The sequence below is a fragment of the Mesorhizobium sp. WSM4846 genome (genome assembly GCF_055811415.1).
Map to the genome: position 1 here is coordinate 109,456 of NZ_JBVVPZ010000014.1, position 26,633 is coordinate 136,088.

Consider the following 26,633-nt stretch of genomic DNA (forward strand, 5'->3'; position numbering starts at 1 on the left):
AAGCAAGCCGTCAAAATCGCATTTCCGCCAGCCTTTGGGTGAAGCTGGCTGCTTCGTGCGCATTGATGTCGGCGGCGCGGATCAGATTGTCGAAATGGCTGGTCAGCTTGCGGACCGGCTGGGTCGCGTTCAGCACCAGATACATGTCGCCGACATAGATGGCGGCGCGATAAGGCCCGAAGATGGTGTAGGGGATCGAATAACGCATCCGTCCGTCATAGAGAAACAGGCGGAAGGTGGGATAAAGGTCGTCGAGCAGCGTCGCCATATGAAGAAGCTGCTGGTGGCGGGCGGCCTCAGGGAAACGGTCCCAGACGCCCAGGCCGCGCGCAAAGATCTCCAGCGTATGGCGCGGCATGCAGACTTCCATGTCGGTTTCCGGCCGCCGGTTGTAGTCGATGCGGTACTGCGTCTCGCCGGCCTGGGCCTCACGGCTCTTGTTGGCGATACCGGCCTCGTAGTCGACGAGCGCTTCGGTGCGCAGAAGATCGGGAATGCCGGCCGGCACGTAACGGATTTTCGTGCCCGCGGCCTCGGCATGCCATCTGGCCAGCAGCGTGCGGTCGAAGCCGTCAGGCGCTTCCTCGATCTCCAGGCTCTCGCGGATTTCACCGGTGAGGCCTTCGTCCTGGCTGAGGCCGAGCAGCCAGTCGAGCGACACTTTGAATTCGGCGGCGATGTTGAGCAGCGTTTCGGCGCGAGGAAGGCGTGTCGAGGCGCCGGACAGCAGCTGCGAAAGTGCCGAGCGGTCGATGCCCACCGCAGTCGCGAAAGCGGACTGGTTCAGATCGGATCGTGTCAGGAGCATTTTCAGGCGCTCCCGAAACACCGTCGACAGGTCGCGTTTGTCCATATCGTCATTCCAGCCATTGGTAGAAAAAAAATTCGCCGAACCTGCCAACGTGGCACTTTGGGCGTAAATGAATCCTGAAGTTTGTTTACAATAGGTAACACATGCGGCTAAAAATGCGCAATCGCAACATTTTGTGCGCTTTGTCGCGTTGCAGCACCACGACGCTCCTGACACAATGCTGTCAGGAATCAAAACGGTTCCGGCGACTGGAAGGGCAGTGGTCGATCGATGACAATCGGGAATAACAGACGGCGCAATGCACCGGCCATCGAATGGCCGACCGTCTTCCTCGCGTTTTTCTGCTACGGCACCTGGCTTGCAGCCGGCCTGTTCCTGTGGCCGTCTTATCCGCTGCTGGCGCTCGTCGTTCTGGCCTTGATGGCGGCGCTGCAATCCTCGCTGGCGCACGAAGTCCTGCACGGCCATCCGACCCGCAATGCACAGCTCAACGAAGCTTTCGTCTTCCTGCCGATTGGTCTCGTCTGGCCGTTCCGGCGGTTCAAGACCATTCATCTGCGCCATCATGCCGACGAACGGCTGACCGATCCGCTTGACGATCCTGAAAGCTACTACAAGGCGCTGTGGCACCATGACGAATTGCCGCCGGCGATGAAGTTCCTGCTGAAGATCAACAACACCATGATCGGCCGGCTCATTCTCGGCCCGTGGCTGTCGTGCACCGGCTTCTTCATCGACGATGCCAGGCAGATGCTTGCCGGCGACAAGGTGATCCGCAAGGCATGGCTGCTGCACGCCATCGGTCTTGCCGTGGTGCTGCCGGTCGTGCAGTTGGGCTTCGGCATCCCGCTATGGCTCTACATCCTGGTGCCGGTGTGGCTGGGCCAGTCGCTGATCTCGATCCGCACCTTCGCCGAGCATCAGTGGTCGGAGCATCCGGAAGGCCGTACGGTGATCGTCGAGCGTTCGCCGCTGTCGTTCCTGTTCCTCAACAACAATCTGCATTTCGTTCACCACAAGAGCCCGACGGTGGCCTGGTACCGGCTGCCGAAGCTGTTTCGCGAGCGCCGTGACGAGTGGCTGCGGATGAACAATGGCTATGCCTATCCGAACTATTTCGCGCTGCTCAGGGCATATGCCTTCAAGGCCAAGGAGCCGATCGTCCACCCGGTGCTGCGGCGCACGCCGGAACCGGGCCGGGCATTCAAGCCGCGCGTCAGGGCGCGCAGCCTCAATGGGCTTGGCAGTGCGCCGGTACCGGCCGAGCCGCCGAAAGAATGAATTTTTGGGTATTGCCGGCAGCGATGCCCAGGTGCGCGTCAATGGCCTCGTCAATTTTTCTCAGCGTAACGATCAAAGTCCCGGCATGAGCGATTTCGTTGCCGGCTTGCCGATGTACGACTGGTCTGAAATGCGGAGCGAGGTCGACGCCCAATGGGCGCGGCTGCGTGATGCCTTCCGGCAAAAAGGCATTGACGCGCCGCGGACCGTCGCTCGCGTCAATGCCGATCTGCGGCCTGTGGAAGGCGGCATCCGCGACGCCGCCGGAAAGGTCATGGCGCCCGATCCGGCGACGCTGCCGCCGGACGAGTTGGATTTTTTCGGCCTCTGGCTGCATCCGGCGCTGCTGTTCGCACAGACCTGCTGGGGCCCGATGGAACTCGGGCTGGCGACGCATGTTCAACTGGTCGGCCAGCCGCGTTACGACGCGTTCGAGGGCGGGCAGGGTGAATTTTATTCGAGCGCGCTCGTGATGCGTGCAGGTGAAGCGCCAACGGTTGGCTCACCGTCCGATGGCAGCCCGCTCATCCCGCTCGATGTCCTGCGTGACAAGCATTTTACCTTCAACAGCCTCGATTCCATGTCGGGCATTATCGCGCCGACGCGTGACCTGGAGGCGCTGGGCGAAAGCCTGGACATCTTCTCCGAGCGCAGCGAAAGCGGTGGCCACCGCGCCTCGATCGTCGCCATTGCCGAGGGCAAGGCCGATGTTGCGGCCATCGACTGCCGGAGCTGGGCCAATGCACGGCGCTTCGAGCCGGCAGCGGAAGCGGTCACGGTCGTCGGCTGGACAAGGCGGCGCAAGGGCCTGCCGTTTATCACTGCCAGAACGACACCGGAAAAGATCGTGGTGGCGCTGCGCGAGGCGGTCGCGGCGATCGCGTAAAAACAATCAGCCGCCGAGCAGCCGCTCGTCGAGCGGATAGGTCGAAAGCTGCTCGTTGCCGGTTTCGGTGATCAGGATCTGCTCCTCGATCTTGACGCCCTCGCGCCCGCCAAGCCGGCCGATATAGCTCTCGACGCAAAGCACCATGCCCGACACAAGCACGCCGTCGGGCGTGTCTTCGGTCCAGTCGATCGCATGCGGCAGCGTCGGGTATTCGTCTGCCAGGCCGACGCCGTGATAGAGCACGCCGTAACGCGCCGAGAAACAATCTCCGGGCGGCACCGCCGAGCGTTCGACAAGATCGCGGAACGATGTGCCCGGCCGCATCAGGCCGATGTTGTGCGCGATCTGGTCTGCGGCGATGCGAAACAGCTCGCGTTGCTCGTTGGACGGCTCTGTGTCGCCGCAGAGCCAGGTGCGCGACAGGTCGGCGCAGAAACCGTAAGGGCCGATCAAATCGGTATCGAAAGCGACGAGATCGCCGGCTGCGATCGTTCGCGACGAGCATTCCTGGAACCAGGGATTGGTGCGCGGGCCGGACGTCAACAGCCGGGTTTCGACCCATTCGCCGCCACGCGCGATGTTGCCGCGGTGGAGTTCGGCCCACAATTCGTTTTCGGAAATTCCTGGCCTCAATGCTGCTTCCATCTCGCCCATCGCCGCCTCGCAGGCGACGATCGATCGGCGCATGGCCAGGATTTCGTCGGGCGATTTAATCAGGCGTGCATTTTCCATCAGCGCTTCGCCATTGGCGATCGAGATGCCGAGGCGGGCGAGCGCTTCGACGCCCTCGGGATTGATGTGATCGACGGCGATGCGACTGACACCGCCGCCATGCTGCTTGACCAGATCGGCGATCCCGGCGGCCCAGCGGCGGACTTTTTGCTCGGTGAGTTCGCCGCTGTAGAGATACATCCACGACACTGCCGGCCGAACCTCGTCGACGACGCCGGAGTGGTCGGAAAGGTGCTCGCAGGAAAAATAGTCGAACAGCACCACCGGACCTTCGGTGGCAACGAAACAATGCCTTGTCGGATTGTGTGCGACCCAGAGCTGCATGTTGGTCGAGTCGGTCGCATAGCGGATGTTGATCGGATCGTAGAGCAAGGCTCCCGCATAGCCGCGGCGCTTCAGCTCGGCGCGGATGCGGTCGAGCCGGTATTGGCGCATGGCGGGCAGGTCGGGAGCAGCAATGCCGGCGGCGTGCCACTCGGCTTCCGCCAGTGCGCCGTAGCCAAGCACATGCTGGTTGAGTTCAGCGGCCTTCTGCCGCGACTTCAGGCGCAACGCATCGATTGAGCCTGCTTCGTCTGGCTCGAACGGCGCGATCCTGCGATGACGACCGAACCGTCGCTCGACGCCCGGATCGCTCATTTTCCTATCCTCCCGATATCAATCGGCCGCGCGGGTCAGGCCCGAGGGCGGGCCTTTGGGTCCAATGCTTTCAGAACCGCATCTTTTCGCCGCTCGGGTCGAAAGGCGGCTCGACATTGATGCGGGCTGGTCGTCGGCTTCCGAGGATCTCGATCTCGAACAGTCCGGCGCTCTCGTCCGCGGCCAAGGCCGCCGGCACATAGCCTTGCGCCATCGATTCCTGGACGTAATGGGCATAGCCGCCGGAGGTGACCCAGCCGACCACGCGCCAGTCGCCGTCGACGATGCCGCGCACGGCCGAAGCGCCTTCCGCGGCGCTCGAGCCGCGCACTTCCTTGCCGTCCGCGTCGAAGCGAGGCGCGCCATAGCCGTGCGGCTTCTCCACCGTGCCGTAATCCTTGCCGCCGACCTTGGCCCAGATTGGTTCGTCGCCCATCACGTCGGCGTCCGCGGCATCGACGATGAAGGAGACACGGCGCAGTTTTGGCCCTTCTGCCTGCTCCCTGGCTGCCGCGTCGCGTCCGATGAAGTCGTTCTTCTCCAGCTTGACGAAGCGGTCCATCGCTCCCTCGAACGGCCCGTAGATCGGGCGCAGTTCGCGGAACCAGGTCGGAAAATTCTTTTCCAGGCGCATCGAGAGCAGGGCGCGCATGCCGAAATCGACCAGGCCAAACTCTTCGCCGGCATCCTTGATCGCCTTGTAGACGAGACGCTGGTAGGCCGGCGCCATCCAGATCTCGTAGCCGAGGTCACCGGTATAGGTAATGCGATTGACCATGCAGGGCGCGCCACCGACCGCCATCTCGCGGAAATCCATGAAGCGGAAGGCCTTGGTCGAGATGTCGGCGTCAACCAGTTTCTGCAGAAGGTCGCGTGATTTCGGCCCGGCGATCGACAAGCCGACCAGCGTCTGGTCGAAGCGGTGAATGCGGACCTGTGACGCCCCTGGACCATCCTTCGGCAGGTGCTTCTCGAACCAGCGCATGTGATACTTCTGCGCCGCCGACGAGCTCCAGATCATGAAGCGCTCTTCGCCCGCCTTGGCGATGGTGAAATCGCCGATCAGCCTGCCGAACTCGTTCAGCATCGGCGTCAGCACAATGCGGCCGGTCTTCGGCATGCGGTTGGTCATCAGCCGGTTGAGGAAATCTTCCGATCCCGGCCCGGAGACTTCGTATTTGGCGAAGTTGGCGATCTCGGTAACGCCGACCTTCTCGCGGGTGGCGCGCACTTCCTCGCCGATCGGCCCGAAATCGTTGGAACGATGGAAGGAAACGATGTCCTTCGGCTCGGTGCCTTTCGGTGCGAACCAGAGTGGGGTTTCGAGGCCCCAGCTATCGCCCATGACGGCGTTGTTGGCCAGCATCGTGTCGTAAAGCGGGGTTGTCTGGGCCGGGCGTGCCGCCGGCAGTTCCTCGTTGGGAAAGCGGATGGAAAAACGGCGCGAATAGTTTTCGCGCACCTTGGCATTGGTATAGCGCAGCGTCGCCCATTCGCCGAAGCGCGCGACGTCCATGCCCCAGACGTCGAAGCCGGGATCGCCATGGACCATCCAGTTCGACAGCGCCAGCCCGACGCCGCCGCCCTGCGAGAAACCGGCCATGACGGCGCAGGCGCACCAGAAATTGGTCAGGCCCTGCACCGGGCCGACCAGCGGATTGCCGTCGAGCGCGAAGGTGAAGGGACCGTTGATGATCTGCTTGATGCCGGCCTTCTCGATGCCGGGAAAATGCTTGAAGCCGATTTCCAGCGACGGCGCGATGCGGTCGATGTCGGGCTGCAGCAGCTCATGGCCGAAATCCCACGGCGTGTTGACCGGAGACCACGGCTTGCAGGCTTTTTCATAGGTGCCGAGCAGGATGCCGTTGCGTTCCTGGCGGGTGTAGATCTCGCCCTTGAAGTCCATAACGCCGATCATCTCGCGGCCGGTCGACCTGTTGAATTCCTCGACCTCCGGCATCGGCTCGGTCAAAAGGTACATATGCTCCATGGCCAGCAGCGGCAGCTCGACGCCGACCATGCGGCCGATCTCGCGCGCCCACAGGCCGCCGCAGTTGACGACATGCTCGGCCTTGACCGTGCCTTGCTCGGTAACGACGTTCCAGGTGCCGTCGACCTCCTGCGTCAGCTCGACGACCCGGTTGCGCAGCACGATCTCGGCGCCGAGCTTCCTGGCGGCCTTGGCGTAGGCATGGGTGGTGCCGGAAGGATCGAGATGGCCTTCGACCGGATCCCACATGGCGCCGACGAAATGGGCCTCGTCCATAAGCGGGAACATCGCCTTGGCCTCTGACGGCGTGATCAGCTCGGTGTCCATGCCGAGATAGCGGCCTTTGGCGTGGGCAAGGCGCAAAAAATCCATGCGCTCGGGCGTGTCGGCCATCATCACGCCGCCGGTCAGGTGCAGCGAACAGGACTGGCCGGAAAGCGCTTCGATCTCCCTGTAGAGCTGCACCGTATAGGCCTGCAGCTTGGCGACATTGGGATCGCCGTTGAGCGTATGGAAGCCGCCCGCCGCATGCCAGGACGAACCGGAGGTGAGCTCCGAACGCTCGATCAGCATGATGTCGGTCCAGCCGGCCTTGGCCAGATGGTAAAGCACCGAGCAGCCGACGACACCGCCACCGATGACAACCGCTTTTGCATGAGATTTCATGAAGATAGTTCCGTTTTTGAAGAGATTGAATCGGGTGAGCTGGGCGTGAAAACAAAATGGAGAAGCGCTCCGGCTGGAATAATCTCGCGCCATTCCTCTACCCCGTCGATCGGGGGAGAGGTGTCGAGCGAAGCTCGACGGAGTGGGAGTCGCCTGTTCATCAAATCAATACAGATGATCAAAAATCAGTCGGCGCGCCGCCTTCGGACCGACGTTTGTCGACGAAGGCGTCGAGCTCCTCGCGGATAGCCGGGTCCATGTAGGGCTCTTCATAGGAGGCCAGCCGCTCCTTCCACACCCGATTGGCTTTTTCGATAGCTGTCGGCGATCCGGCTTCCGCCCAGGTCTCGAAATTGCGCCAGTCGGAGATGATAGGCGAATAGAAGGCGGTCTTGTAGCGGTCCTGGGTATGCTGGGTGCCGAAGAAATGGCCGCCCGGACCGACGGACTGGATGGCGTCGAAGCCGAGGGCCTCTTCGGAGAGGTCGAGCGGGGTCAAAAATTCGGCCACCATCTGCAGCAGGTCGATGTCCAGAATGGTCTTCTCGTAGGAGCAGCGCAGGCCGCCTTCCAGCCAGCCGGCCGCATGCATCATCAGATTGCCGCCGCCCTGGATGGCGCCCCACAGCGAGAACACGCTTTCATAGGCGGCCTGTGCGTCGACCGTGTTGGCGGCGCAGGTGTTGGAAGTGCGGTAGGGGATGTTGTAGCGGCGGGCGAGTTGGCCGCCGACCAATTGCGCCTTCATGTATTCCGGCGTGCCGAAGGCCGGCGCGCCGGACTTCATGTCGACGTTGGAGGTGAAGCCGCCATAGCCGACGGGCGCGCCCTTGCGCACCATCTGAGCGAAGGCAATGCCGGACAGCGCTTCGGCATTCTGCTGCACCAGCGCGCCGGCGATGGTCACCGGCGCCATGGCGCCCGACAGGGTGAACGGCGTCACGATGACGACCTGGCCCTTGCTCGACATCTGGATGATGCCTTCCATCATCGGCACGTCGAGCTTGAGCGGCGAATTGGTGTTGATGATGGTGAACACCGACGGCTGTTCGAGAAGCTGTTCGTCGCTGATGCCGCGCGCGATCCTGGTGATCTCGATGCCGTCAACATTGCGCTCCCTGCCGAGCGAGTAGATGTGGAACACCTTGTCGGTGAGCACGCTCAGATCGCGGATGCATTCGAGGTGGCGGACGGAGGGATGGATATCGATCGGCTCGACCGGATAGCCGCCGGTGCAGTTCAGGATGTTGTGCATCTGCGCAAGCTTGAGGAAGTTGCGGTAGTCCTGCTGGTTGCCGGGGCGGCGGCCGCGGTCGATGTCGGAACAATTGGGCGCCGACGCCATCATCGAGATGATCAGGTTGTCGCCGCCGAAGCGGACATTGTGCGCCGGATTGCGGGCATGGATGGTGAATTCCGACGGGCAGTGCGAAACCAGCTCGAGGATCATGTCGCTGTCGAAGCGCACCCGCTCGCTGCCTTCGCGGACATCCGCGCCATGCGCCTTCATGATGCGCCTTGCCTCGTCGTGCAGCACGTCGACGCCGATTTCCCTGAGAACGCGCAGCGAGGCGAGGTGGATCGATTCCAGCTCGTCGTCGGAGACCAGCCTGGTCGGCGTCAGCGGGATTTTCAGCTGACGGAAAGGCGGCTGCTCGAATGCCGCCGCTGCGCCGGCGCGCTTGCCCGCGCGGCCGCCGCGACGGGCGCGGTCGTTTGCCAATGCCGGTTCGGCGGGATGAAGGGCGGCGGTCATGATAGTCCTCGTACGCTGCGACAGTGCGGCGGCATAATGGACCGACCGCCGTCCCGCCATTGCGGAGGCGGCGACCACTAGGACGAGGGAAGCGACATGGACGTTCGCCAGCCGGACGCACCAAGGCGAATCCAGATCTGTGCCCGAACTGTGAAACATGTCACGTTGCGATCACGTCATATTGAGCAAGTACATTGAATACAAACCGTCCTGAGGGAGACTATTTCTGTGTCGGATGTTGTCAGCGTGCGTGCAGCGACCAACAACGAAGTCGCTTTCATTGCCTGGGATATTGACGGAATGATCGACGGCTGTCTCGGCTTCGAGATCGTCCGTATCTATCCCGGCACCGGCGAGGAACGCTGTCTGGCGTCCTGGGTGCCTTTCCGGGGGCAACGCAACAAGGACTGGATTCCGCAGGATACCGGCGTCTGGCCGGTGCAGAAGACATTCTGGCGCGATCTTACGGTGCGGCGGCGCCGCGACAGCGTCGAAATCAGGCCGGATGGCGAATTGGTCGCCTACCGGGTGCGTCCGGTCGGCGACATGCGGCCCGGCCTCGATCCTGTGCCGGTGCGCCCCGAGAAAGCCTATACCGGAGCGGCTCGGCCGCTCGGCTATCTCGGACAAGGCGCCGTCAGCCCGACCATCTTCCTGGGACCGATGTTCGGCAAGGCGCGGCTCGCCTTCACCAACGGCGTGCTCTCGACGCAATGGCTGTCGCGCGCGCTGGAAAACGCCGGCATCAAGGTCGGGCAGCGCGATAAGATCAGGGCCGAGCTTCAGCGTCCCGGCAGCAAGATCCGCGCCTATCTTCACGGCGAGGTTCCGGATGTGCTCACCAGCCTGATGAAACGGGCCAAGGCCGAGGGCGGCACTGTCAGGCTTGCCCTCTACGAGCTTGGCGATGACGAGTTGTGCGACGCGATCATCGACGCCAAGGATGTCGTCGACGTCATTCTTTCGAATTCGGGCAGGGATGAACAAACGAAGGCGTGGGACGCGGGCAACGCGCCCTTCAGAAAGCGGCTGCGCGACGCCGGCGTCGTGCTGACCGATCGTCTGTTCAACAACAACCATATCGGCCATAACAAGTTTGCCGTCTACCGCGACGCCCAGGGCAATCCGCAAGCGGTCATGACCGGCAGCACCAATTGGACGTCGACGGGCATTTGCGGACAGTCCAACAACGCCTTCATCCGCGACGACCCTACCATGGCCGAAGTGTTCGATGCCTATTGGGAACGGATGAAGGCCGACATGTTCCCGCCGCCGGCGAGCGATAGCGCCGCCGGACGTGTGGCGCAGAAGCAAGGCAGGCCGTTTCGCCTGAAGAATCGCACACCGAACCATGTCGATGGGACCACCATCTGGTTCTCGCCAAACGATCCCGACCGCAGCAAAAAGGACATCTCGGTGCGGCCTGTCGATCTCGAAGACGTTTTCGCACGAATCAAGGCGGCGAAGGAGGCGGTGCTCTTTCTCGTGTTCAATCCGTCGCGGCTTGGCAACAATTCGGTCATCGATCAGGCGGTCGCGGCGGCGACGGCGAATCCAAAGCTGATCGTGCAGGGCGCAATCAGCGATCACACCGCCATGCCCAACTATATTGCCCCGACCCGGGATCCGGTCACCAAAAAATCGAATAGGGACGGCAAGTCGCCATTTGTCTTTCCGGAGAAGGTCTGGGAGGCGCCGAACGTCTCCATCGTCAGGGCGGCCAACCTGACGGGGGCCTCCGTTGCGCGGGATTTCCAGGCGGAAGTGCTGACCGTCGGCCATGCGATCGTGCACGACAAGATCGTGATCATCGATCCGATGGCCGACAATGCGACCGTCATCGCCGGCAGCCACAACCTTGGCTACAAGGCGTCCTATGAAAACGACGAGAACATGGTGATCATCGAAGGCAACAAGACGTTCGCTGCGGCCTTTGCGGTGTATATGCTCGACGTGTTCGACCACTACAAGTTCCGCGCCTGGCGCAGAACGATTGGAGAAGGACCGTCGGACAATGACGGGCTCTCCGTCGACGACAAGTGGCTGAAGCCTTACGCGGAGGGCAGGAAGGGGGCGATTGCCCGGTATTTTCCGTAGTGGCCTGAATGGCGCCGCGGAGTCCTTAAACAAGGCATGCTCTGGCTGGCGCAAGCGGTTCCTGCCGCCGGTGCTTCCCGGCACGCCGCCGAAACGCTAATCGTGCAGGTTTCGTGGTGCGAATCATGGACCGGGCGGAACAGAACAGCGACGAGACAATGCAGTGGGCGGCGATCACCGGCGTGATCGCCACCGTTTCGGTGTTCGCCATCGCGCAAGGGCTGAGCTACCCGCTGCTGAGCTTCATCCTGCAGCGCCAGGGCGTCTCGCCGGCCATGATCGGCCTGTCGGCGGCAATGACGCCGGTCGGCTTTATCGTCTCGTCGCCGCTTATCCCGGCGCTGGCGCGCCGGTTCGGGGCAGGGCGCACGGCGCTGACCTGCGCGGCCCTTTCCGCGATCATGCTGGCGCTGATCGGCTGGACGCAAAATGTCTATCTCTGGTTTCCACTGCGCTTCCTGATCGGCGTGGTGACCAATCCGCTCTATGTGCTGAGCGAGATCTGGGTGATCGCGCTGGCGCCTCCGGCGCGCCGCGGTCGCGTGATGGGAATCTATTCTACAGTCATTTCGGCAGGTTTCGCGGCCGGCCCGCTGTGCCTGCTTGCGGTCGGCACCGAAGGATGGCCGCCGTTTCTCGTCGGCATCGCCGCATTCGTCTTTTGCGGCGCCTGCCTGGCGCTGGTGCTGCGACGGCTGCCAAAGGTCGATGAAGCCGGGCACCAGGTTTCGGTGATGGGGTTCATGCCGATGGCATGGCTGCTGCTGTCGGCGGTCGTGGTGGCCGCCGGTTTCGAACAGGGGGTGCTGGCACTGCTGCCGGTCTACGGAGCGCATTATGGCATCGCGGAGGCGCGCATGTCGGCGCTGCTGTCGATGATGATCGCCGGCAACATCGCCATGCAGGTGCCGCTCGGCCTGCTGGCGGAACGGCTGACGGTGCGTCTGGTGCGATTTATCTGTGTATCGCTAACGGTGCTCGGATGCGTGCTGTTGCCTGTTCTCATCGAGACGCCTCTGATCTGGCCGTGCGTGTTTGTCTGGGGTGCGGTTTCCTACGGCATCTACACGATGTCGATCATCGAGCTTGGCGAGCGGTTCACCGGCTCGGCACTGGTCGCCGGCAACGCCGCCTTCTCGCTAATGTGGGGCGTCGGGGGCATCGCCGTGCCGCCGCTGGCGGGCGGCGCCATGGATATTCTCGGCGCGGACGGCCTGCCGATCACGCTTGGCGCCATTTGTCTGGCGTTGGCGGTCACAACCGTATTGCGGGGGCGAGCGGTCTAATACAATTGCGGGGTGCCTTCATTTCCTTGCCATCTGGAAATCGCCCATAAATCACATTCGGCATGGTGTTCAGAGGGATGCATCCTGCGTAGAAGGTCTCGAATTTCAACGGCACGATCAAAATCGGGTATCAATCCAACATCGGACAGTTCCGTGTTCGCAAACACGTCAGGAAATCCTCCGCAGTTGGTCAGAGCGCTTATGGAGACGTCTTGATCCAACAAGTCGTAGCCCAGGAAGGTAAATCCGTTCCAGTCGAGTGAACGCACGTCAGGCGATGGTCTTCGGATCACATTAAGGACATTCAAGTCGCCCGGATCCGCCAACTCCGAAAGGAGGAAGTCCAGATCCACAAAGAAATCGAGCATGTAGTCCTCGTTGACAATGTGGGGCCAGTAGCTGTCCTTTACCTCTCCCAGCGCGACCGGCCCGAGCATTCCATCGAGTGAGACGACCTCGCTTAATTGGGTGAGGCCGGACCAGTTTATGTACATGGTCCACGCAGTGCCGCTGAAAGGACCGAACTTCTCTTTGGCAATGTACAGATGTTGCATGGATTCCCTCGTGGCCTGCGGGCGGCAGGCGGCCCCACCTTAGAGGCCAACAGCGCAATGGCTCCTTTTGCGTTCCAGGTTGAATACCGATAGTGGCAAGACGACGTTGCCGAGCCTTGACGAATTTATCGGAGACCACATGACCAAGTCGAATACAAAGACGCGGCCGAATTCGGCGACTGAGGATCCCTTTCTCTGGCTGGAGGACAGAACGGGCAAGGAAACGCTCGACTGGGTTCACCGTCAGAACGAGATCACGGTCGCCGAGTTGCAGGGCGATCCATCCTACCAGACCTGCTTCCAAACCGCACTGGACCTGATGACGGCCGAAGACAACATTGCCGTCGGGTCTGCGCTCAACGGCCACGTCTATAATTTCTGGCAGGACAAGACCAACGTGCTCGGCCTCTGGCGGCGCACTCCGGTCGCTTCCTACAAGACCGAGAAGCCGGAATGGGAGACGATCATCGACTTCGACAGTCTGTCAGCCAAAGAGGGTGTGAAATGGGTGTTCAGCGGCGCTAGCCGGCTTTACCCCAATTTCAGCCGCTGCCTGCTCAGCCTGTCGCCGGATGGCGGCGACGCCAGCGAAATGCGCGAATTCGACATCGACAGCAAGTCCTTTGTCGAGGGCGGCTTTCGTGCTCCTGCCTCGAAGTCGGGCTTCAACTGGCTGGACAAGGACACGGTCATCGTATCGGCTGCCTTCGAAGAGGACGAAAAAACCCAGTCCGGTTATCCGCGCGTGGTCAAGCTTTGGCAGCGCGGCACCAGGCTGGAGGATGCGACGCCGATTTTCGAGGCGCAGAAGCAGGATCTCGCCGCCGGCGGTTCCCTCGAATTCGACGGCGACAAGCGTCATCTGTTGCTGACCCGGACGCTCGATTTCTTTGCCTCGCACAGTTTTCTTCGTCTGCCCTCCGGTGAAAACAGGCGCATCCCGTTGCCGGACGACGTGACCGACGCGGTGCTGTTCAGGGATCAGTTCGTCTTTGGAGTACGCAGCCCGTGGACGGCGCCGGACGGCACGCTGTGCAAGCCTGATGGCCTCTATTCGCTGGACTTCGCGCGCTGGATCGAGACCAATGCGCTCGCACCTGTCGAGACCGTGCTCGAACCGGCGGATCGTGTCTCGATTGCCGGCATTGCCCGCACGCGGGACCGATTGTTCATCAATCTGATGGACAATGTGCGCGGCAAGGTCGTCGCCTGCGATCGCAGCGGCAGCGGCTGGTCGCTGCAGCCGGTGGCGCTGCCCGAAAACGGCAGTGTCGGCATCAGCCACGCCGAGCGTTTCGGCTCCAGCGTGTCCTTCTCCTTCACCGATTTCCTGACGCCGAGCTCGATCATCTGGTCGGACGACAATGCAGCGATGCTGACAACCGTGAAATCGCAGCCGGCGCGTTTCGATGCATCGTCCCTGGTCTCGGAACAGTTCGAGGCACGCTCGAAGGACGGCACCAAAATCCCTTATTTCGTCGTCAGGCGGCGCGACCAGGACGGGCCGGTGCCGACGCTGCTTTACGGCTATGGCGGCTTCGAAGTGCCGCTGCTGCCCGGCTATGCCGGCGTGCGCGGCCGGCTGTGGTTGGAAAAGGGCAATGCCTATGTGCAGGCCAATATCCGCGGCGGCGGCGAGTTCGGTCCGAACTGGCATCAGGCCGCGCTCAAGGCCAATCGCCAGAACGCCTTCGACGATTTCGCCGCGGTCGCGCAAGACCTGGTGGAACGCGGCATCGCCACGCCGGCGACGCTTGGCATCCAGGGCGGCTCGAATGGCGGCTTGCTGACCGGCGTTTCGCTGACCCAGCATCCGGAGCTTTTCGGCGCGGTGATCATCGACGTGCCACTGCTCGACATGCTGCGCTACACCGAACTGCCGCCCGGCGCATCCTGGATGGCCGAGTATGGCGATCCGGCGAAGCCGGAAGAGGCCGCGTCGCTGGCGGCTTACTCGCCTTATCAGCATGTCGAGACCGATGCCGCCTATCCGCCGGTGCTGCTGACGACATCTACCGCCGACGACCGCGTCCATCCCGGCCATGCGCGGAAAATGGCGGCACGGCTGCAGGCTGCCGGCCACGCGAAGACGCTGTTTTTCGAGGAGACCGAGGGCGGCCATGGCGGGCGCGGCGATCGCCGGCCGCAAGCGGCACAGGCGGCGATGAAGTATGTCTTCCTGCAACGGGCGCTGGCCGGAACGGCTTGAACGGAACGGCTTGAACTGATCGCATCAGACCGCCTAAGATGCTGCATGGGTCGGATGAAGGCATCATGCGCGTTTGGGGTGGCCGTGACGCCGTCGCCGCGCACGCTTCGCGCCGAGCTTTTGCGGCTTTGCGCCCGCATCGGCTATTCGCCGCCCGCCTTCCTCTGACGAATCCGCCCCGGCTGCAATTGCCGGATTGGTTCAAGAGGAAGATCAGACATGACCTATCAGAATTATTCGCTGAAGCAGCTTCAGCAGATCGATGCTGCGCATCACCTCCATCCGTTTACCGACCACAAGGAGATGCGCGAGGCCGGCTCACGCATCATCACCCACGCCAACGGGCCGTTCATCTACGATTCCGAAGGCACGGAAATCCTCGACGGCATGGCCGGGCTGTGGTGTGTCAACATCGGTTACGGGCGCGATGAGCTGGCCGACGCCGCTTACGCCCAGATGAAGGAACTGCCCTACTACAATTCCTTCTTCAAATGCTCGACCCCGACACCGGTGCTGCTGGCCAAAAAGCTGGCGGAACTGGCGCCAAAGCATGTCAACCAGGTGTTCTTCGGCTCGTCCGGTTCGGAGGCCAACGACACGGCGCTGCGCCTGGTGCGCCACTATTGGGTATTGGAAGGCAAGCCGGAGAAGAACCGCATCATCTCGCGCAAGAGCGCCTATCACGGCTCGACCATCGCCGGCACTTCGCTGGGCGGCATGGAGCCGATGCACAAGCAGCTCAACGGCGCGGTTCCCAACATCGTCCATGTGATGATGCCTTATGCCTATGAGCTGGCTCTGCCCGGCGAAAGCGACCATGATTTCGGCCTGCGCGCGGCCAAGGCCGTCGAGGATGCCATCCTCGAAGCCGGCGCCGACAAGGTCGCCGCCTTCATCGGCGAGCCGGTGATGGGAGCAGGCGGCGTGAAGATACCGCCGATGAGCTATTGGCCGGAAGTGCAGCGCATCTGCCGCAAATACGATATCCTGCTGATGCTGGACGAGGTCATCACCGGCTATGGCCGCACCGGCGAGTGGTTCGCAGCTCAGACCTTCGACATCGAGCCCGATACCATCACCACCGCCAAGGCGCTGACCTCCGGTTATCAGCCGCTGTCGGCACTGCTGGTCGGTGACCGCATCGCCGCGACGCTGGTCGAGAAGGGCGGCGAGTTCAATCACGGCTATACTTATGCCGGCCACCCCGTGGCCTGCGCCGTGGCGCTGAAGAACCTCGAGATCATCGAGCGGGAAGGTTTGGTCGATCGGGTCAAGAACGACACCGGACCCTATTTCGCCAAGGCGCTGCAGGAGCACGTCGGCGGGCACAATCTGGTCGGCGAGGTGCGCTCGATCGGGCTGATGGCGGCGATCGAGATCGTCAGCGACAAGGCGACCAAGGAGCGCTTCCTGCCGGCCGGGAGCGCGGCCGTGACCGTCCGCGACCACGCAGTTGCCCAGGGCATGATGCTGCGCGCCACCGGCGATACGATGATCCTGTCGCCGCCGCTGATCTGGACGCGCGAGACGATCGACATGGCCTGCGGCCGCATCGCCAAGGCGCTTGACCTGGCGCAGGCGGATTTGCGCAAGCGGTGAGATAAAACGATCGCCGGGCGTTCTGCAACCGGACGCCCGGCGTTTGAATCGGACTCTGCCAGCCGGAGAAGCCGCTCACCAAGAGCCGAGGCCCGATCGGCGGATTTCACTTTTTTGTCTCGGGCAGCGCCGCTTTGCTCAACGCAGTGCTGCGCTTCGGTACGGCGCGCCGGCGCCGTATAAATCGCTCAAGCAAGTTCCGTCTTCTCTTGCGCTGGAGAAGATCGATATCGCTGACGAGCTTCGCGCCGCCCTCGCGCCGCTCCAAGGTGATCTTGCGGCTATGAAAGGCTTCCAGCTCGGCGCGATGCGCCACGCTTATGATGGTGACCTTCGGCAATTCGTGAACGATCATCTCCATCATCTTGTCCTGGCTCTTTTCATCGAGTGCTGACGTTGCTTCATCCAGCACGATGATATCGGGGCTGTGCAGCAGAAGACGCGCGAAGGCGAGCCGCTGCTTTTCGCCACCCGACAGGGTCTGGTCCCATGGCGCGTCGTCCTCGATCTTGTCGTTCAGATAATCGAGCCCGACCTTGTCGAGGGCAGCCTTGATCTCATCCAGCGTCCAGCGATCGGCGGCGCCTGGATAGGCGACTGCGCGGCGAAGCGTCCCGGTGGGGACATAAGGCCGTTGCGGTAACATGAACAGCCGTCTGTCGGCGTGGATGTTGACGCTGCCGCCGCCCCACGGCCACAGACCTGCGACGGCCCGCACCAGCGTACTCTTGCCTGAGCCGGATTCGCCGGCGACGAGCACCCGCTCGCCTGATTCGATCACGACCTTGGTTTCCTTGACCACGGCAGTGCCGTCGTCGAGCGACACGGAGAGATTGTTCAGGCTGAGCATCGCATCGCCTGCAGCTTCGCCGCGCTTTATGCGTCCCAACGTGTTGCTCTGTTCGGCGCGCTCGAGCCCGTCGAGCGACATCATCAGCGAGGCGATGCGCCGTGCACAGGCGTTCCAATTGGCGAGACGGGGGTAGTTGTCGACCAGCCATCCGAACGCGCCCTGCACAATGGCAAAGGCAGAGGCAGCCTGCATGACCTGTCCAAGTGTCATGCCGCCTTCGAGAAACTTTGGAGCGCAAAGCAAAACCGGCACGACAGGCGCAAACAGACTCGCCCCCTGCGATACCAGCGCTGTGCGCATATGCTGACCTGTAAGGAGCGCCCATTGCCTGAGCACATAGGCGAACGTCTTGTCGATGCCGCTACGCTCTTCCTCCTCGCCGCCGAGCAATGCGATACTCTCGCCGTTTTCCCGCACGCGCGTCAGCGTGTAGCGGAATTCGGCTTCAGCCTGATTTTTTTCCTCGGAGAGGTGGACGAAATGGCGGCCAATGACCGCCATCGAGGTGGATGTGATCGCGGCATAGAGCACCGCGGTGATGACGAGAAAGCCGGGAATGGTCACCGTCGAACCTGCGATCGTCAGAGTCAGGGCCCCGCCGATCGTCCAGAGCACCACGATGAAGGTCGAGGCCGACAGAAACGCGTTGATGACACCGGCGATGAAGTCGACCGGGGCTTCGGTGGCAATCCGCAAATCCTCCGTGATGCGTGCTTCAGGGTTCTGGTGGTCGCCGCCGACGAGGTTCAACTGAAAGTAGCGGCCGCTTGCAAGCCACCGCGCGATGACCGCGTTGGTAAGCCAGGAACGCCAGCGGCGCTGCATCGTCATGCGAAGGAACACCTGTGCAACGACAAGGCTTCCGCTTCCGAGCACGAGCGGGACGAAAACGGCGCTCAGGACATAGACGGTGCGCGCATTGCGTTGCTCAAGGGCATCGAAAATTGCGCGATTCCAGACATTGATGCCATACTGGAAGCCGACATTGATGACGATCAGGACCAATAACCCGATCGTGTACGGCCAAGCCCGCCTGTCGCCTCCGCGGCCCCAGTAACCGCGCGCGCTGATCCAGAAACGCCTCAGCAAGTATCTCTTGCGCGCCTGCTCGGCCTCCTCAGGGGTCAGCTCCGGATCGGGTTCGACGAAATCCAGCGGGGGCGGGGCCGCGCCGACGATCTCAGACTCGGCTTCGACAGTCGACTGCTTCTCCTGGCGCGACTTCTCGGCATCGCGTGATTTGGAGACCGATTTCGGCTTGGATTTAGCCCCGGACATACCGGCGATAACGGCTTGGAAATCAGAAGGTTTCAATGATGTCCGCTCAAGCCGCTTGATCTCCACGTCGGCGCGGATGCGGTCGGCTTCGTTTCCTGGCGTCTTCCTTGATCTGCTGCCGCTTCGCGAGCGTGTCGACAATCTTTCGTCCGCAGTGCGGCTTCCAACGACAGTGGTGTTGGAACTGCCATTCATCTGGAGAAATGTAATGTTGGCTAAGCATAAGCCGCTTGGCACATAGGCTTGTCAGAGCAATCGAATCGTCAACTGTAAGTTTTGTAAGATTGACAACGCAATTTTTAGTTGCGTTTTACATAAAGGCGTCAAAATAACATAGGGAGGCTATCATGATTAGGCTGCAGACAGTTCTATTTTCTATTCTGCTACTAGGAGTGACAGGGTTGCCGGCGACGGCGGAGGAGGTCTGGTCGCTTGACGGCTTCAAGGCCCCAGAGAGCGTCCTCTTCGATGCAAAGCGGAACGTCTTCTACGTCTCCAACATTGTCGGCGAGCCCGCCGGCAAGGATGGGGTTGGATACCTTTCGAAAGTTTCGCCTGACGTGAAAATTGCAGGCAGCCGAATGGGTGACCGGCTTTAATGCGCCCAAGGGATTGGTGATGAAAGGCGATACGCTTTTCGTCACCGACATCGATCGGCTCATGGCTGTCGACGTCGAGAGCGGTCAGATCACTGGAACGTGGCCTGCAGAAGGCGCTCAATTCCTCAATGATCCCGCTATCGACGAGGCGGGTCGGGTCTTTGCTTCCGACATGCTGGCGAACAGGATTTATGTTCTGGACAATGATGCTCTCTCCGTCTGGCTCGAGAGCGAGGATCTCCTGCATCCGAATGGTCTGCGCGTCGAAGACGGTCGCCTCCTCGTCGCCGGTTGGGGTCGCGACATCCAGCCGGATTTTTCGTCCAAGACACCCGGCCATCTGATCGCGATCGACCTGAAGACGAAGGCCATCTCTGACATCGGGTCCGGCGAGCCTGTTGGAAATCTGGATGGTCTAGAATCAGACGGGGCAGGGAATTGGCTCGTTACGGATTGGTCGCAGGGGCGCTCTTTCGCATTCATCCGGATGGAAAAGTCGAGCAGCTGATGGACCTCAATCAAGGCAGCGCCGATCTGGAATTCCTGGAAGAAAAGAAGCTGGCAATCATCCCCATGATGATGGACGGCAAGCTGGTCGCAACTGGATTGGATGGAGCAACTTGAGAAGAGGCTCGCATAGCCCTCTTCCCTTGGCCGCACGGGGTCGTGACTTGCACCACCGAGGGCCGCATCTGCGGCCCTTTTCACATCGGTGCCCGCTCTTGTGCGCGGTCCCGTTCCGAAATGCAAAAACCGCGCTCCATCGGGAACGCGGTTTTGCCAGATACGCATGGCGCTTCGCTGACTGAACACTTGGCGAAACTTACGGGCTCCGGGACGCGAGACCTGATCCGGAGCGCCGGGCGGTTGCGATAGGCCGCCTCGCACTCCGTTCTACAGGAACATCGTTACCGGGTGGTTATCGATAGTTTAAGCAAATCTAAATTTCCGATGTTTCTTGCCGGAAACCGAAAGCCGGTCGAGTTCGAGGCTGAAAGCGCGTCGCGTCTGAAGGGCAGGCTTTTGGGCGACATGCATTACGCCGGGGTGCCGCGCAGGAAATTTATGATGCCGGAGAAGTCGGCAGCGGCATGCCCCTGGGCGTTGAACAGCGCATAAAGCTGGGCGGCCTCGGCGCCGAGCGGCGTCACCGCACCGGCGCTTTGCGCGGCCTCCTGCGACAGTTTCAGGTCTTTCAGCATCAGTGCCGCGGCAAACCCCGGCCTGTAGCCATTGTTGGCCGGCGATGTCGGCACCGGACCAGGGACCGGGCAGTAGGTGGTCAGCGACCAGCACTGGCCCGACGAGTTCGAGGCGACGTCGAACAGCGCCTGGTGCGACAGGCCGAGCTTTTCCGCCAGAACGAAGGCTTCGGCGACGCCGATCATCGAAATGCCCAAGATCATGTTGTTGCAGATCTTTGCCGCCTGTCCGGCGCCGTCATCACCACAATGGACGATACGGCCGGCCATCGGCTTGAGGATTGGTTCGGCCTTGGCAAAAGCTTCCTTCACGCCGCCGGCCATGAAGGTCAGCGTGCCGGCGGCGGCGCCGCCGGTGCCGCCGGAAACCGGCGCGTCGATCGACAGCAGCTTGTGTCTGGCGGCAATTGCGTGGGCTTTTCGTGCCGATTCGACGTCGATGGTCGAGGAATCGATGAACAGCGCGCCTTTTTTCGCCTTTGGCACGATGTCTTCATAGACCGACAGAACGTGTTTGCCGGCCGGCAGCATGGTGATGACCACGTCGGCCTCCTTCACCGCGGCAACGGCATTGGCCATGACGACGACCCCATGCTCCTTGGCGTTGGCGAGATTTTCCGGGATCAGGTCGAAGCCGTGAACGGCATATCCAGCCTTGACGAGGTTGGCTGCCATCGGATTGCCCATATTGCCGAGGCCGATGAAGGCGATGGTGGTCATGATGGCACTCCGTGGTTTGGGTAAGGCAGTAGGCAGTGGGCAGTAGGCAGTAGGCAGTAGGCAGTGGGCAGTGGGCAGTAGGCAGTGGGCAGTAGGCAGTAGGCAGTAGGCAGTAGGCAGTAGGCAGTAGGCAGTAGGCAGTAGGCAGTAGCGGTCGGCGGCCTATTCGGGCGCGAGTTTGCTAATGAGTTGGCGAAGCATTTTTCCGATGCCCTCGGTCGCAAACAGTATCTGACAAGCTTGATCATGCGTAGCTAGGCCAATGCGTTCAGCGATCTGGAGGTGCGTCTCGAACTCCTTCAGCGACCCTTGGGCTATCCGGAGGAATTGCTGATAAGAGCCTCGGTTGTCTCGGCCATAACCTTCCGCGATGTTTGCAGGGATAGAGGTTGCCGAGCGGCGGATCTGGCTGGTCAACCCATACAATTCCTCTTTTGGCCATGCCTTGGTCAAGGCGTAGGTGGTGACGGCCAGATCCATCGCCTGCTGCCAAACGATGAGATCCTTGTACGAACTGATCTTGCCGGTCATCCTACTGCCTACTGCCTACTGCCTATTGCCTTACCGGCCGATGAGGGCGCGTGCGATGATGACGCGCATGATCTCGTTGGTGCCTTCGAGAATCTGGTGGACGCGCAAATCCCGCACCAGCTTCTCGATGCCGTAATCGTGCAGATAGCCATAGCCGCCATGCAGTTGCAGCGCGTCGTTGGCAATGTTGAAGCCGATGTCGGTGACGAAGCGCTTGGCCATCGCCGACCATTTCGAGGCGTCCGGGGCCTTGCGGTCGAGCTTCGAGGCAGCGGCGTAAAGGAATATCCGTGCTGCCTGCAACTCGGTCTCCATGTCGGCCAGCTTGAATTGCAGCGCCTGGAACTGGTTGATCTTGGCTCCGAAGGCCTTGCGTTCGGCGGTGTAGGACAGCGCCTTGTCGAGCGCCGATTGCGCCCCGCCCAGCGAACAGGCGGCGATGTTGAGCCGGCCGCCGTCGAGCCCGGCCATGGCGATGCCGAAGCCGGCGCCTTCGTCCGAGAGCAGGTTTTCAACCGGCACCTTGCAGTCCTCGAAGACGACCTGGCGGGTCGACTGCATGTGCCAGCCCATCTTGTGCTCGTTGGCGCCGAAAGACAGGCCGGGCGCATCTTTCGGCACGACGAAGGTCGAAATGCCCTTCGGACCGTCAGCGCCGGTGCGCGCCATGACGATGTAAAGGTCGCTGTCGCCGGCGCCCGAAATGAACTGCTTGACGCCGTTCAGCACATAGTCGCGGCCGCTCCTCACCGCGCGCGTCTTCAGCGCCGCGGCATCCGATCCCGAACCCGGCTCGGTCAGGCAATAGCTCGCCAGCCATTCCATCGAGGTCAGCTTCGGCAGGAAGTGCTGGCGCTGCTCGTCGCTGCCGAAGCGGTCGATCATCGAAGCCACCATGTTGTGGATCGAGATGAAGGAGGAGAAGGCCGGATCGGCGCGCGAAAGCGCCTCGAAGATCAGCACCGCGTCCAGCCGGCCGAGCGCCGAGCCGCCGACATCGTCACCGACATAGATGCCGCCAAGGCCGAGCGGGCCAGTCTCGCGGATCACGTCCGCCGGAAAATGCTTGTTGCGGTCCCAGTCGAGCGCGTTCGGCGCAACGCGATCGGCAGCGAAGGCCTCGGCCATTTGCTGGATGGCGCGCTGGTCCTCGTTGAGTTCGAACTGGCTGGTGCCCGCATCGACAGCGGCGTCCATGGCGTGCTCCGTAATGTCTTCGGCCTGCTGGCCTGTCGTTTTTGGCTTTGCGCGCGGTTCAATCTAGACCAATGATGCCGCCGCGCAAGCCGACTAGCTCCATCCAACGATCTGAGGGCGGCTATGTGATAAAGCGTGTCTGGGGCAAGGCGTGACGACAAATTTCGATGAGCTGCTTGAACGGTTCCACGCCACGCTCGAAACATTCGATGATCCGCTGGTGCGCGATGCGGTGGCCCGGATCGGCTGGGCCATGCCGGCACGACCGCTCGAGCCGCGTCCGCTTGCCTGCCTGCGCCAGCTCGACCGTATCGTCGAGCTCGCTCCGGCCAACGCCCAGCCGCTGGCGCGACTGCTTGCGGAGCGTCGCGGCCAACTGCGCTGGGGGCAGACCTACAGCGAGGCGGATCTCGGCAAGACATTCATCGACAAGTACGGCTGGCTGGAGGTCTTCGGCATGCGCGGCCATTTTGTCAACGACGAGGTTGCGGCCGGCTTGCTCATCCTCGGACCTGAAATCGTCTATCCCGACCATCACCACGTCGCCGAGGAGATCTACGTTCCGCTGACCGGCGGCACCGAATGGCGCATGGGCGAAGGCGACTTTGGAAGGCGCGAGGCGGGTGAGGTGATCCACCATGCCTCTGATGTCAGCCATGCCATGCGCACCGGCAAGGAGCCGCTGCTGGCGCTCTACATCTGGCGCGGCGGACCACTGGCCGCGAAATCCACGATCACCGGCACCGTTTCACAGGGCAGGAATTAATGGCGGCCAAGGCGATCATGCTGCAGGGCACAGGCTCCGATGTCGGCAAGACGGTGCTGGTCGCGGGCCTCTGCCGCGTGGCGAAAAAGCGTGGGCTGAAGGTGCGGCCGTTCAAGCCGCAGAACATGTCGAACAACGCCGCCGTCGCCAATATTCCGGGCGACAAACTCGGCGGCGAGATCGGCCGCGCCCAATGGCTGCAGGCGATCGCCTGTGGCGTTGTGCCCACCGTCCATATGAACCCGGTGCTGCTCAAGCCGCAGACCGATATCGGCGCGCAAGTGGTGGTGCAGGGCAAGGTGTTCGGCGAGGCGCGGGCGCGCGACTACCAGGCGCTGAAAGCCCGGCTGATGGATGCCGTGCTCGAATCCTGGGCCAAGGTCGGCGAGGGTGCCGATCTCGTCATCGTCGAAGGCGCCGGCTCGCCGGCCGAGATCAATCTCAGGAGCCGCGACATCGCCAATATGGGCTTTGCGACGCGCGCCAACGTGCCGGTGATCCTGGTCGGCGATATCGATCGCGGCGGCGTCATCGCCGCGGTCGCCGGCACCCATCTGATCCTGCCGGAAGAGGACCGGCACATGATCGTCGGCTATCTCATCAACAAGTTCCGCGGCGATGTCTCGCTGTTCGATGACGGCATCAAGGCGATCGAGAGCTTCACCGGCTGGCGCTGTTTTGGCGTCGTGCCGTGGCTGAAGGCGGCGGCGCGGCTGCCCTCGGAAGATTCCGTGGTGCTCGAACGCCTGGCGTCCGGCGAGAAGCGCGCGCTGAAGGTCGCCGTGCCGATGCTTTCGCGCATCGCCAATTTCGACGACCTCGACCCGCTCAAGGCCGAGCCGCAGGTCGAGGTCGTCTTCGTGCCCCCCGGCCAGCACTTGCCCGAAGATGCCGGGCTGGTGGTCATTCCCGGCTCGAAGTCGACGATCGGCGATCTCCTAAAATTCCGCGAGAATGGCTGGGACCGCGACCTGCTTGCCCATCGCAAGCGCGGCGGCCACGTGGTCGGCATCTGCGGCGGCTTCCAGATGCTCGGCCGTGTCGTGCGCGATCCCGACGGCATCGAGGGCAACGCCACCGAGACCGAGGGACTCGGTCTGCTCGACGTCGAAACGGTGATGCAACCGGAAAAGACGGTGCGCAATGTCAGCGCGCGCTCGGTCCAGTTCGACCTGCCGCTCGAGGGCTACGAGATCCATCTCGGCCGCACCACCGGTCCGGACACGCTGCGGCCGTCCGCCGTCATCAACGGCGCCGATGACGGCGCCGTCTCGGCCGACGGCAAGGTGTCGGGCAGCTATCTGCACGGGCTGTTTTCCGCCGACGCTTTTCGGGCGAAATTCCTGGAAAACCTTGGCGTCAAGGGCGGCGGCATCGACTACCGTGCCGAAGTCGAACGGGCGCTGGACGAGATCGCAGCCGAGCTGGAAACCCACCTCGACTGCGACGCCATCTTTGGTCTGGCGCGTTAGCTGGCGGGCTCGCCGGCCTTTGGCCAATAGGTGCCGAACGACCAGACATTGCCTTCCGGATCGCGGCAGATGAATTCGCGGCTGCCATAGTCGCGGTCGGTGAGCTCTTCCAGTATTTCGGCGCCGGCCTTCTTGGCTCTGGCATAAGCGGCATCGGCATCGTCGACGGCAACATAGATCGATCTGCCGCCACCCGGGCCCGGTGCGCCGATCATCTGGCCAAACTTGTCGTCGCGTGCGGTGCCCAGCATGATCATCGAGGAGCCGAAAGTCAGTTCGGCGTGTTGGACGATGTCGCCTTCGCCGTAGCGGGCATGAACGGCAAAGCCGAAGGCTTCACCGAGCCAGTCGATCATTTTCGCGGCATTGCGGTAGCGCAAGGTGGGATAGAGCCTGGGCGGTTCGACTGACATGGTCATGACGATCTCCTTCAATTGGATTGGACGATAATCCAGTCTGGGCGAAGGCTTTTCCCACGTCTTGAAGAAATGTTACCAGCGCCTCTATGCCTGGGCGGCCAGCGCCGTCGGCGTTTCGCCGGCAAGGTCGCGGAATTCGCGCACCAGATGCGCCTGGTCGGCATAGCCGCAATCGGCGGCGATATCAGCCCAATCGGATTTGCCCTGCCTTGACAGGCCGAGCGCCCGGTTGAAGCGGACGATGCGCGACAGCGTCTTGGGGCCGACGCCGATCGCGTTGGAGAATTTTCCCGCGAGATGCTTGCGGCTCCAGCCCAGCCTGTCGGCGAGCGATGAGACGCGAATGCGGCCACCCGAGACGATGATCCGGTCATAGGCCCAGGCGATTTCGGCCTGCATTTCGCGGGCCTCAGTCAGCCGCGCGGCGACGAACGTCTCGACGATGGCAAAACGTGCGCTCCAGCCGTGGGCATTGCCAAGTCTTTCGCGCAGCGCGATGCCTTCGATCCCGAGCACATCGTCGAGGCCGACCATGCGGTCGGTCAGTTCGCTCATCGCAAGGCCGAAGAAGCGTCGGGCGCCGAGCGGGGTGAAATTGACCTGGATGCAGCAGGCGCCGCCGCGGGATTCGATCACCACCGGACCGGCATAGAGGCCGGCGGCGAAACTGGCGAAGCGGTCGTTGTCGCCCGGCTCCTTGCCGAGCCCGATGGCGAAGGGTTCGGCAAAGCTGATGACCAGCGGCACGGTCAGCGATGCGTATTCGACGTTGCGGAAACGGCCGGGCATGGTTTCGCGGTAGCCGCAGATGTCAGTGACTGAACCCTGGAGCCAAGGGCCAGGCGCACGCCGAACCATCTCGAACCGGTCGAGGCCAGGACTGTGCTGGTTGCTGCCGTCTTCGCTCTGGGCAGACATGAGCTTTCCTCCGCCCGCGGATGGTAGCAGACCAACCCTCAGAATCAAAAGCGGGCCGCGGGGGGGGGGGGGCGGGCCGCCGGGGGGGGGGGGGGCCCCGGGGGGGGCCCCCCCCCCCCCCCCCCCCCCCCCCAACCCCGAATAAAAGAGCGGGAGACGCCCCCCCACC

At 62.4% G+C, this 26,633-nt stretch carries 21 protein-coding genes; 10 read left to right on the forward strand and 11 right to left on the reverse strand.

Annotated elements, in window-relative coordinates; translation table 11 throughout:
* Positions 1-10: 10 nt before the first annotated feature.
* Positions 11-853, reverse strand: coding sequence for a helix-turn-helix domain-containing protein (locus tag AC0L15_RS14630; protein WP_027154489.1), 843 nt, complete (start codon positions 851-853; stop codon positions 11-13).
* A gap of 228 nt (positions 854-1,081) precedes the next feature.
* On the opposite strand from AC0L15_RS14630, the gene AC0L15_RS14635 reads away from it, so the two are divergent.
* Positions 1,082-2,092: a fatty acid desaturase gene (locus tag AC0L15_RS14635; protein ID WP_473496516.1), complete on the forward strand. Its 1,011-nt coding sequence runs from the start codon at positions 1,082-1,084 to the stop codon at positions 2,090-2,092.
* A gap of 85 nt (positions 2,093-2,177) precedes the next feature.
* On the forward strand, positions 2,178-2,978 hold the full coding sequence (locus AC0L15_RS14640) for a phosphate/phosphite/phosphonate ABC transporter substrate-binding protein (protein WP_473496532.1): 801 nt from the start codon (positions 2,178-2,180) through the stop codon (positions 2,976-2,978).
* Between the two features lie 6 nt (positions 2,979-2,984).
* Here AC0L15_RS14640 and AC0L15_RS14645 read toward each other — a convergent pair whose 3' ends face one another.
* The 3 genes from AC0L15_RS14645 to AC0L15_RS14655 form a co-directional block, all read right to left on the reverse strand.
* A complete protein-coding gene (locus AC0L15_RS14645; RefSeq protein WP_473496517.1) occupies positions 2,985-4,352 on the reverse strand; it encodes a M24 family metallopeptidase in 1,368 nt (455 codons plus the stop codon).
* Positions 4,353-4,422: 70 nt separating this feature from the next.
* Positions 4,423-7,008, reverse strand: a complete 2,586-nt coding sequence (locus AC0L15_RS14650; RefSeq protein WP_473496518.1) for a GcvT family protein — start codon at positions 7,006-7,008, stop codon at positions 4,423-4,425.
* Between the two features lie 178 nt (positions 7,009-7,186).
* A complete protein-coding gene (locus AC0L15_RS14655; protein ID WP_473496519.1) occupies positions 7,187-8,764 on the reverse strand; it encodes a trimethylamine methyltransferase family protein in 1,578 nt (525 codons plus the stop codon).
* 228 nt (positions 8,765-8,992) lie between these two features.
* Here AC0L15_RS14655 and AC0L15_RS14660 point away from each other — a divergent pair, with 228 nt between their 5' ends.
* Both AC0L15_RS14660 and AC0L15_RS14665 read left to right on the forward strand, forming a co-directional pair.
* Positions 8,993-10,861 (forward strand): phospholipase D-like domain-containing protein, encoded by a 1,869-nt coding sequence (locus tag AC0L15_RS14660; RefSeq protein ID WP_473496520.1) that lies wholly within the window; start codon positions 8,993-8,995, stop codon positions 10,859-10,861.
* Between the two features lie 125 nt (positions 10,862-10,986).
* A complete protein-coding gene (locus AC0L15_RS14665) occupies positions 10,987-12,147 on the forward strand; it encodes an MFS transporter (RefSeq protein WP_473496521.1) in 1,161 nt (386 codons plus the stop codon).
* On the opposite strand, the gene AC0L15_RS14670 is transcribed toward AC0L15_RS14665, so the two are convergent.
* Positions 12,144-12,701 (reverse strand): hypothetical protein, encoded by a 558-nt coding sequence (locus tag AC0L15_RS14670; protein WP_027154482.1) that lies wholly within the window; start codon positions 12,699-12,701, stop codon positions 12,144-12,146. The two genes, AC0L15_RS14665 and AC0L15_RS14670, sit on opposite strands and share 4 nt — an antisense overlap.
* Before the next feature lie 139 nt (positions 12,702-12,840).
* Here AC0L15_RS14670 and AC0L15_RS14675 point away from each other — a divergent pair, with 139 nt between their 5' ends.
* A complete protein-coding gene (locus AC0L15_RS14675; RefSeq protein WP_236386378.1) occupies positions 12,841-14,910 on the forward strand; it encodes a prolyl oligopeptidase family serine peptidase in 2,070 nt (689 codons plus the stop codon).
* Positions 14,911-15,129: 219 nt separating this feature from the next.
* Positions 15,130-16,509, forward strand: a complete 1,380-nt coding sequence (locus AC0L15_RS14680; RefSeq protein ID WP_027154479.1) for an aspartate aminotransferase family protein — start codon at positions 15,130-15,132, stop codon at positions 16,507-16,509.
* 106 nt (positions 16,510-16,615) lie between these two features.
* Here the strand turns inward: AC0L15_RS14680 and AC0L15_RS14685 are convergent, their stop codons facing one another.
* Positions 16,616-18,640 (reverse strand): ABC transporter ATP-binding protein/permease, encoded by a 2,025-nt coding sequence (locus tag AC0L15_RS14685; protein ID WP_027154478.1) that lies wholly within the window; start codon positions 18,638-18,640, stop codon positions 16,616-16,618.
* 347 nt (positions 18,641-18,987) lie between these two features.
* On the opposite strand from AC0L15_RS14685, the gene AC0L15_RS14690 reads away from it, so the two are divergent.
* Both AC0L15_RS14690 and AC0L15_RS14695 read left to right on the forward strand, forming a co-directional pair.
* Positions 18,988-19,239, forward strand: coding sequence for a hypothetical protein (locus AC0L15_RS14690; RefSeq protein ID WP_473496522.1), 252 nt, complete (start codon positions 18,988-18,990; stop codon positions 19,237-19,239).
* Complete coding sequence (locus AC0L15_RS14695) at positions 19,208-19,747, forward strand: NHL repeat-containing protein (protein WP_473496523.1); 540 nt, start codon at positions 19,208-19,210, stop codon at positions 19,745-19,747. The genes AC0L15_RS14690 and AC0L15_RS14695 overlap by 32 nt, the downstream gene beginning before the upstream one ends.
* 529 nt (positions 19,748-20,276) lie before the next feature.
* Here AC0L15_RS14695 and mmsB read toward each other — a convergent pair.
* The 3 genes from mmsB to AC0L15_RS14710 all read right to left on the reverse strand — a co-directional run bounded on the left by mmsB (position 20,277) and on the right by AC0L15_RS14710 (position 22,889).
* Positions 20,277-21,161, reverse strand: coding sequence for a 3-hydroxyisobutyrate dehydrogenase (gene mmsB / locus AC0L15_RS14700; RefSeq protein WP_473496524.1), 885 nt, complete (start codon positions 21,159-21,161; stop codon positions 20,277-20,279).
* A gap of 162 nt (positions 21,162-21,323) precedes the next feature.
* Complete coding sequence (locus AC0L15_RS14705) at positions 21,324-21,692, reverse strand: four helix bundle protein (RefSeq protein ID WP_473496525.1); 369 nt, start codon at positions 21,690-21,692, stop codon at positions 21,324-21,326.
* 30 nt (positions 21,693-21,722) lie between these two features.
* A complete protein-coding gene (locus tag AC0L15_RS14710) occupies positions 21,723-22,889 on the reverse strand; it encodes an isobutyryl-CoA dehydrogenase (RefSeq protein ID WP_473496526.1) in 1,167 nt (388 codons plus the stop codon).
* Positions 22,890-23,040: 151 nt separating this feature from the next.
* Here AC0L15_RS14710 and AC0L15_RS14715 point away from each other — a divergent pair, with 151 nt between their 5' ends.
* Positions 23,041-23,655, forward strand: a complete 615-nt coding sequence (locus AC0L15_RS14715) for a dimethylsulfonioproprionate lyase family protein (protein WP_473496527.1) — start codon at positions 23,041-23,043, stop codon at positions 23,653-23,655.
* Positions 23,655-25,127 carry a cobyric acid synthase gene (locus tag AC0L15_RS14720; protein WP_473496528.1) on the forward strand — a complete coding sequence of 491 codons (1,473 nt, stop codon included), beginning with the start codon at positions 23,655-23,657 and terminating at the stop codon, positions 25,125-25,127. Before AC0L15_RS14715 ends, AC0L15_RS14720 begins: the two co-directional genes overlap by 1 nt.
* Here AC0L15_RS14720 and AC0L15_RS14725 read toward each other — a convergent pair.
* Both AC0L15_RS14725 and AC0L15_RS14730 read right to left on the reverse strand, forming a co-directional pair.
* A complete protein-coding gene (locus AC0L15_RS14725) occupies positions 25,124-25,546 on the reverse strand; it encodes a VOC family protein (RefSeq protein WP_027155605.1) in 423 nt (140 codons plus the stop codon). The genes AC0L15_RS14720 and AC0L15_RS14725 overlap by 4 nt on opposite strands.
* A gap of 84 nt (positions 25,547-25,630) precedes the next feature.
* Entirely contained in the window at positions 25,631-26,464 is an 834-nt protein-coding gene (locus tag AC0L15_RS14730; RefSeq protein WP_287066446.1) for a helix-turn-helix domain-containing protein, read from the reverse strand.
* Between the last annotated feature and the right edge of the window lie 169 nt (positions 26,465-26,633).

Bases quoted from the DNA above. Each gene is read 5' to 3' on its own strand.
- mmsB (WP_473496524.1), bottom strand. From the start codon at position 21,161: ATGACCACCATCGCCTTCATCGGCCTCGGCAATATGGGCAATCCGATG.
- AC0L15_RS14680 (WP_027154479.1), top strand. From the start codon at position 15,130: ATGACCTATCAGAATTATTCGCTGAAGCAGCTTCAGCAGATCGATGCT.
- AC0L15_RS14670 (WP_027154482.1), bottom strand. From the start codon at position 12,701: ATGCAACATCTGTACATTGCCAAAGAGAAGTTCGGTCCTTTCAGCGGC.
- AC0L15_RS14635 (WP_473496516.1), top strand. From the start codon at position 1,082: ATGACAATCGGGAATAACAGACGGCGCAATGCACCGGCCATCGAATGG.
- AC0L15_RS14725 (WP_027155605.1), bottom strand. From the start codon at position 25,546: ATGACCATGTCAGTCGAACCGCCCAGGCTCTATCCCACCTTGCGCTAC.
- AC0L15_RS14630 (WP_027154489.1), bottom strand. From the start codon at position 853: ATGGACAAACGCGACCTGTCGACGGTGTTTCGGGAGCGCCTGAAAATG.
- AC0L15_RS14665 (WP_473496521.1), top strand. From the start codon at position 10,987: ATGGACCGGGCGGAACAGAACAGCGACGAGACAATGCAGTGGGCGGCG.
- AC0L15_RS14650 (WP_473496518.1), bottom strand. From the start codon at position 7,008: ATGAAATCTCATGCAAAAGCGGTTGTCATCGGTGGCGGTGTCGTCGGC.
- AC0L15_RS14645 (WP_473496517.1), bottom strand. From the start codon at position 4,352: ATGAGCGATCCGGGCGTCGAGCGACGGTTCGGTCGTCATCGCAGGATC.
- AC0L15_RS14640 (WP_473496532.1), top strand. From the start codon at position 2,178: ATGAGCGATTTCGTTGCCGGCTTGCCGATGTACGACTGGTCTGAAATG.
- AC0L15_RS14705 (WP_473496525.1), bottom strand. From the start codon at position 21,692: ATGACCGGCAAGATCAGTTCGTACAAGGATCTCATCGTTTGGCAGCAG.
- AC0L15_RS14710 (WP_473496526.1), bottom strand. From the start codon at position 22,889: ATGGACGCCGCTGTCGATGCGGGCACCAGCCAGTTCGAACTCAACGAG.
- AC0L15_RS14685 (WP_027154478.1), bottom strand. From the start codon at position 18,640: ATGTCCGGGGCTAAATCCAAGCCGAAATCGGTCTCCAAATCACGCGAT.
- AC0L15_RS14675 (WP_236386378.1), top strand. From the start codon at position 12,841: ATGACCAAGTCGAATACAAAGACGCGGCCGAATTCGGCGACTGAGGAT.
- AC0L15_RS14655 (WP_473496519.1), bottom strand. From the start codon at position 8,764: ATGACCGCCGCCCTTCATCCCGCCGAACCGGCATTGGCAAACGACCGC.
- AC0L15_RS14720 (WP_473496528.1), top strand. From the start codon at position 23,655: ATGGCGGCCAAGGCGATCATGCTGCAGGGCACAGGCTCCGATGTCGGC.
- AC0L15_RS14730 (WP_287066446.1), bottom strand. From the start codon at position 26,464: ATGTCTGCCCAGAGCGAAGACGGCAGCAACCAGCACAGTCCTGGCCTC.
- AC0L15_RS14690 (WP_473496522.1), top strand. From the start codon at position 18,988: ATGATTAGGCTGCAGACAGTTCTATTTTCTATTCTGCTACTAGGAGTG.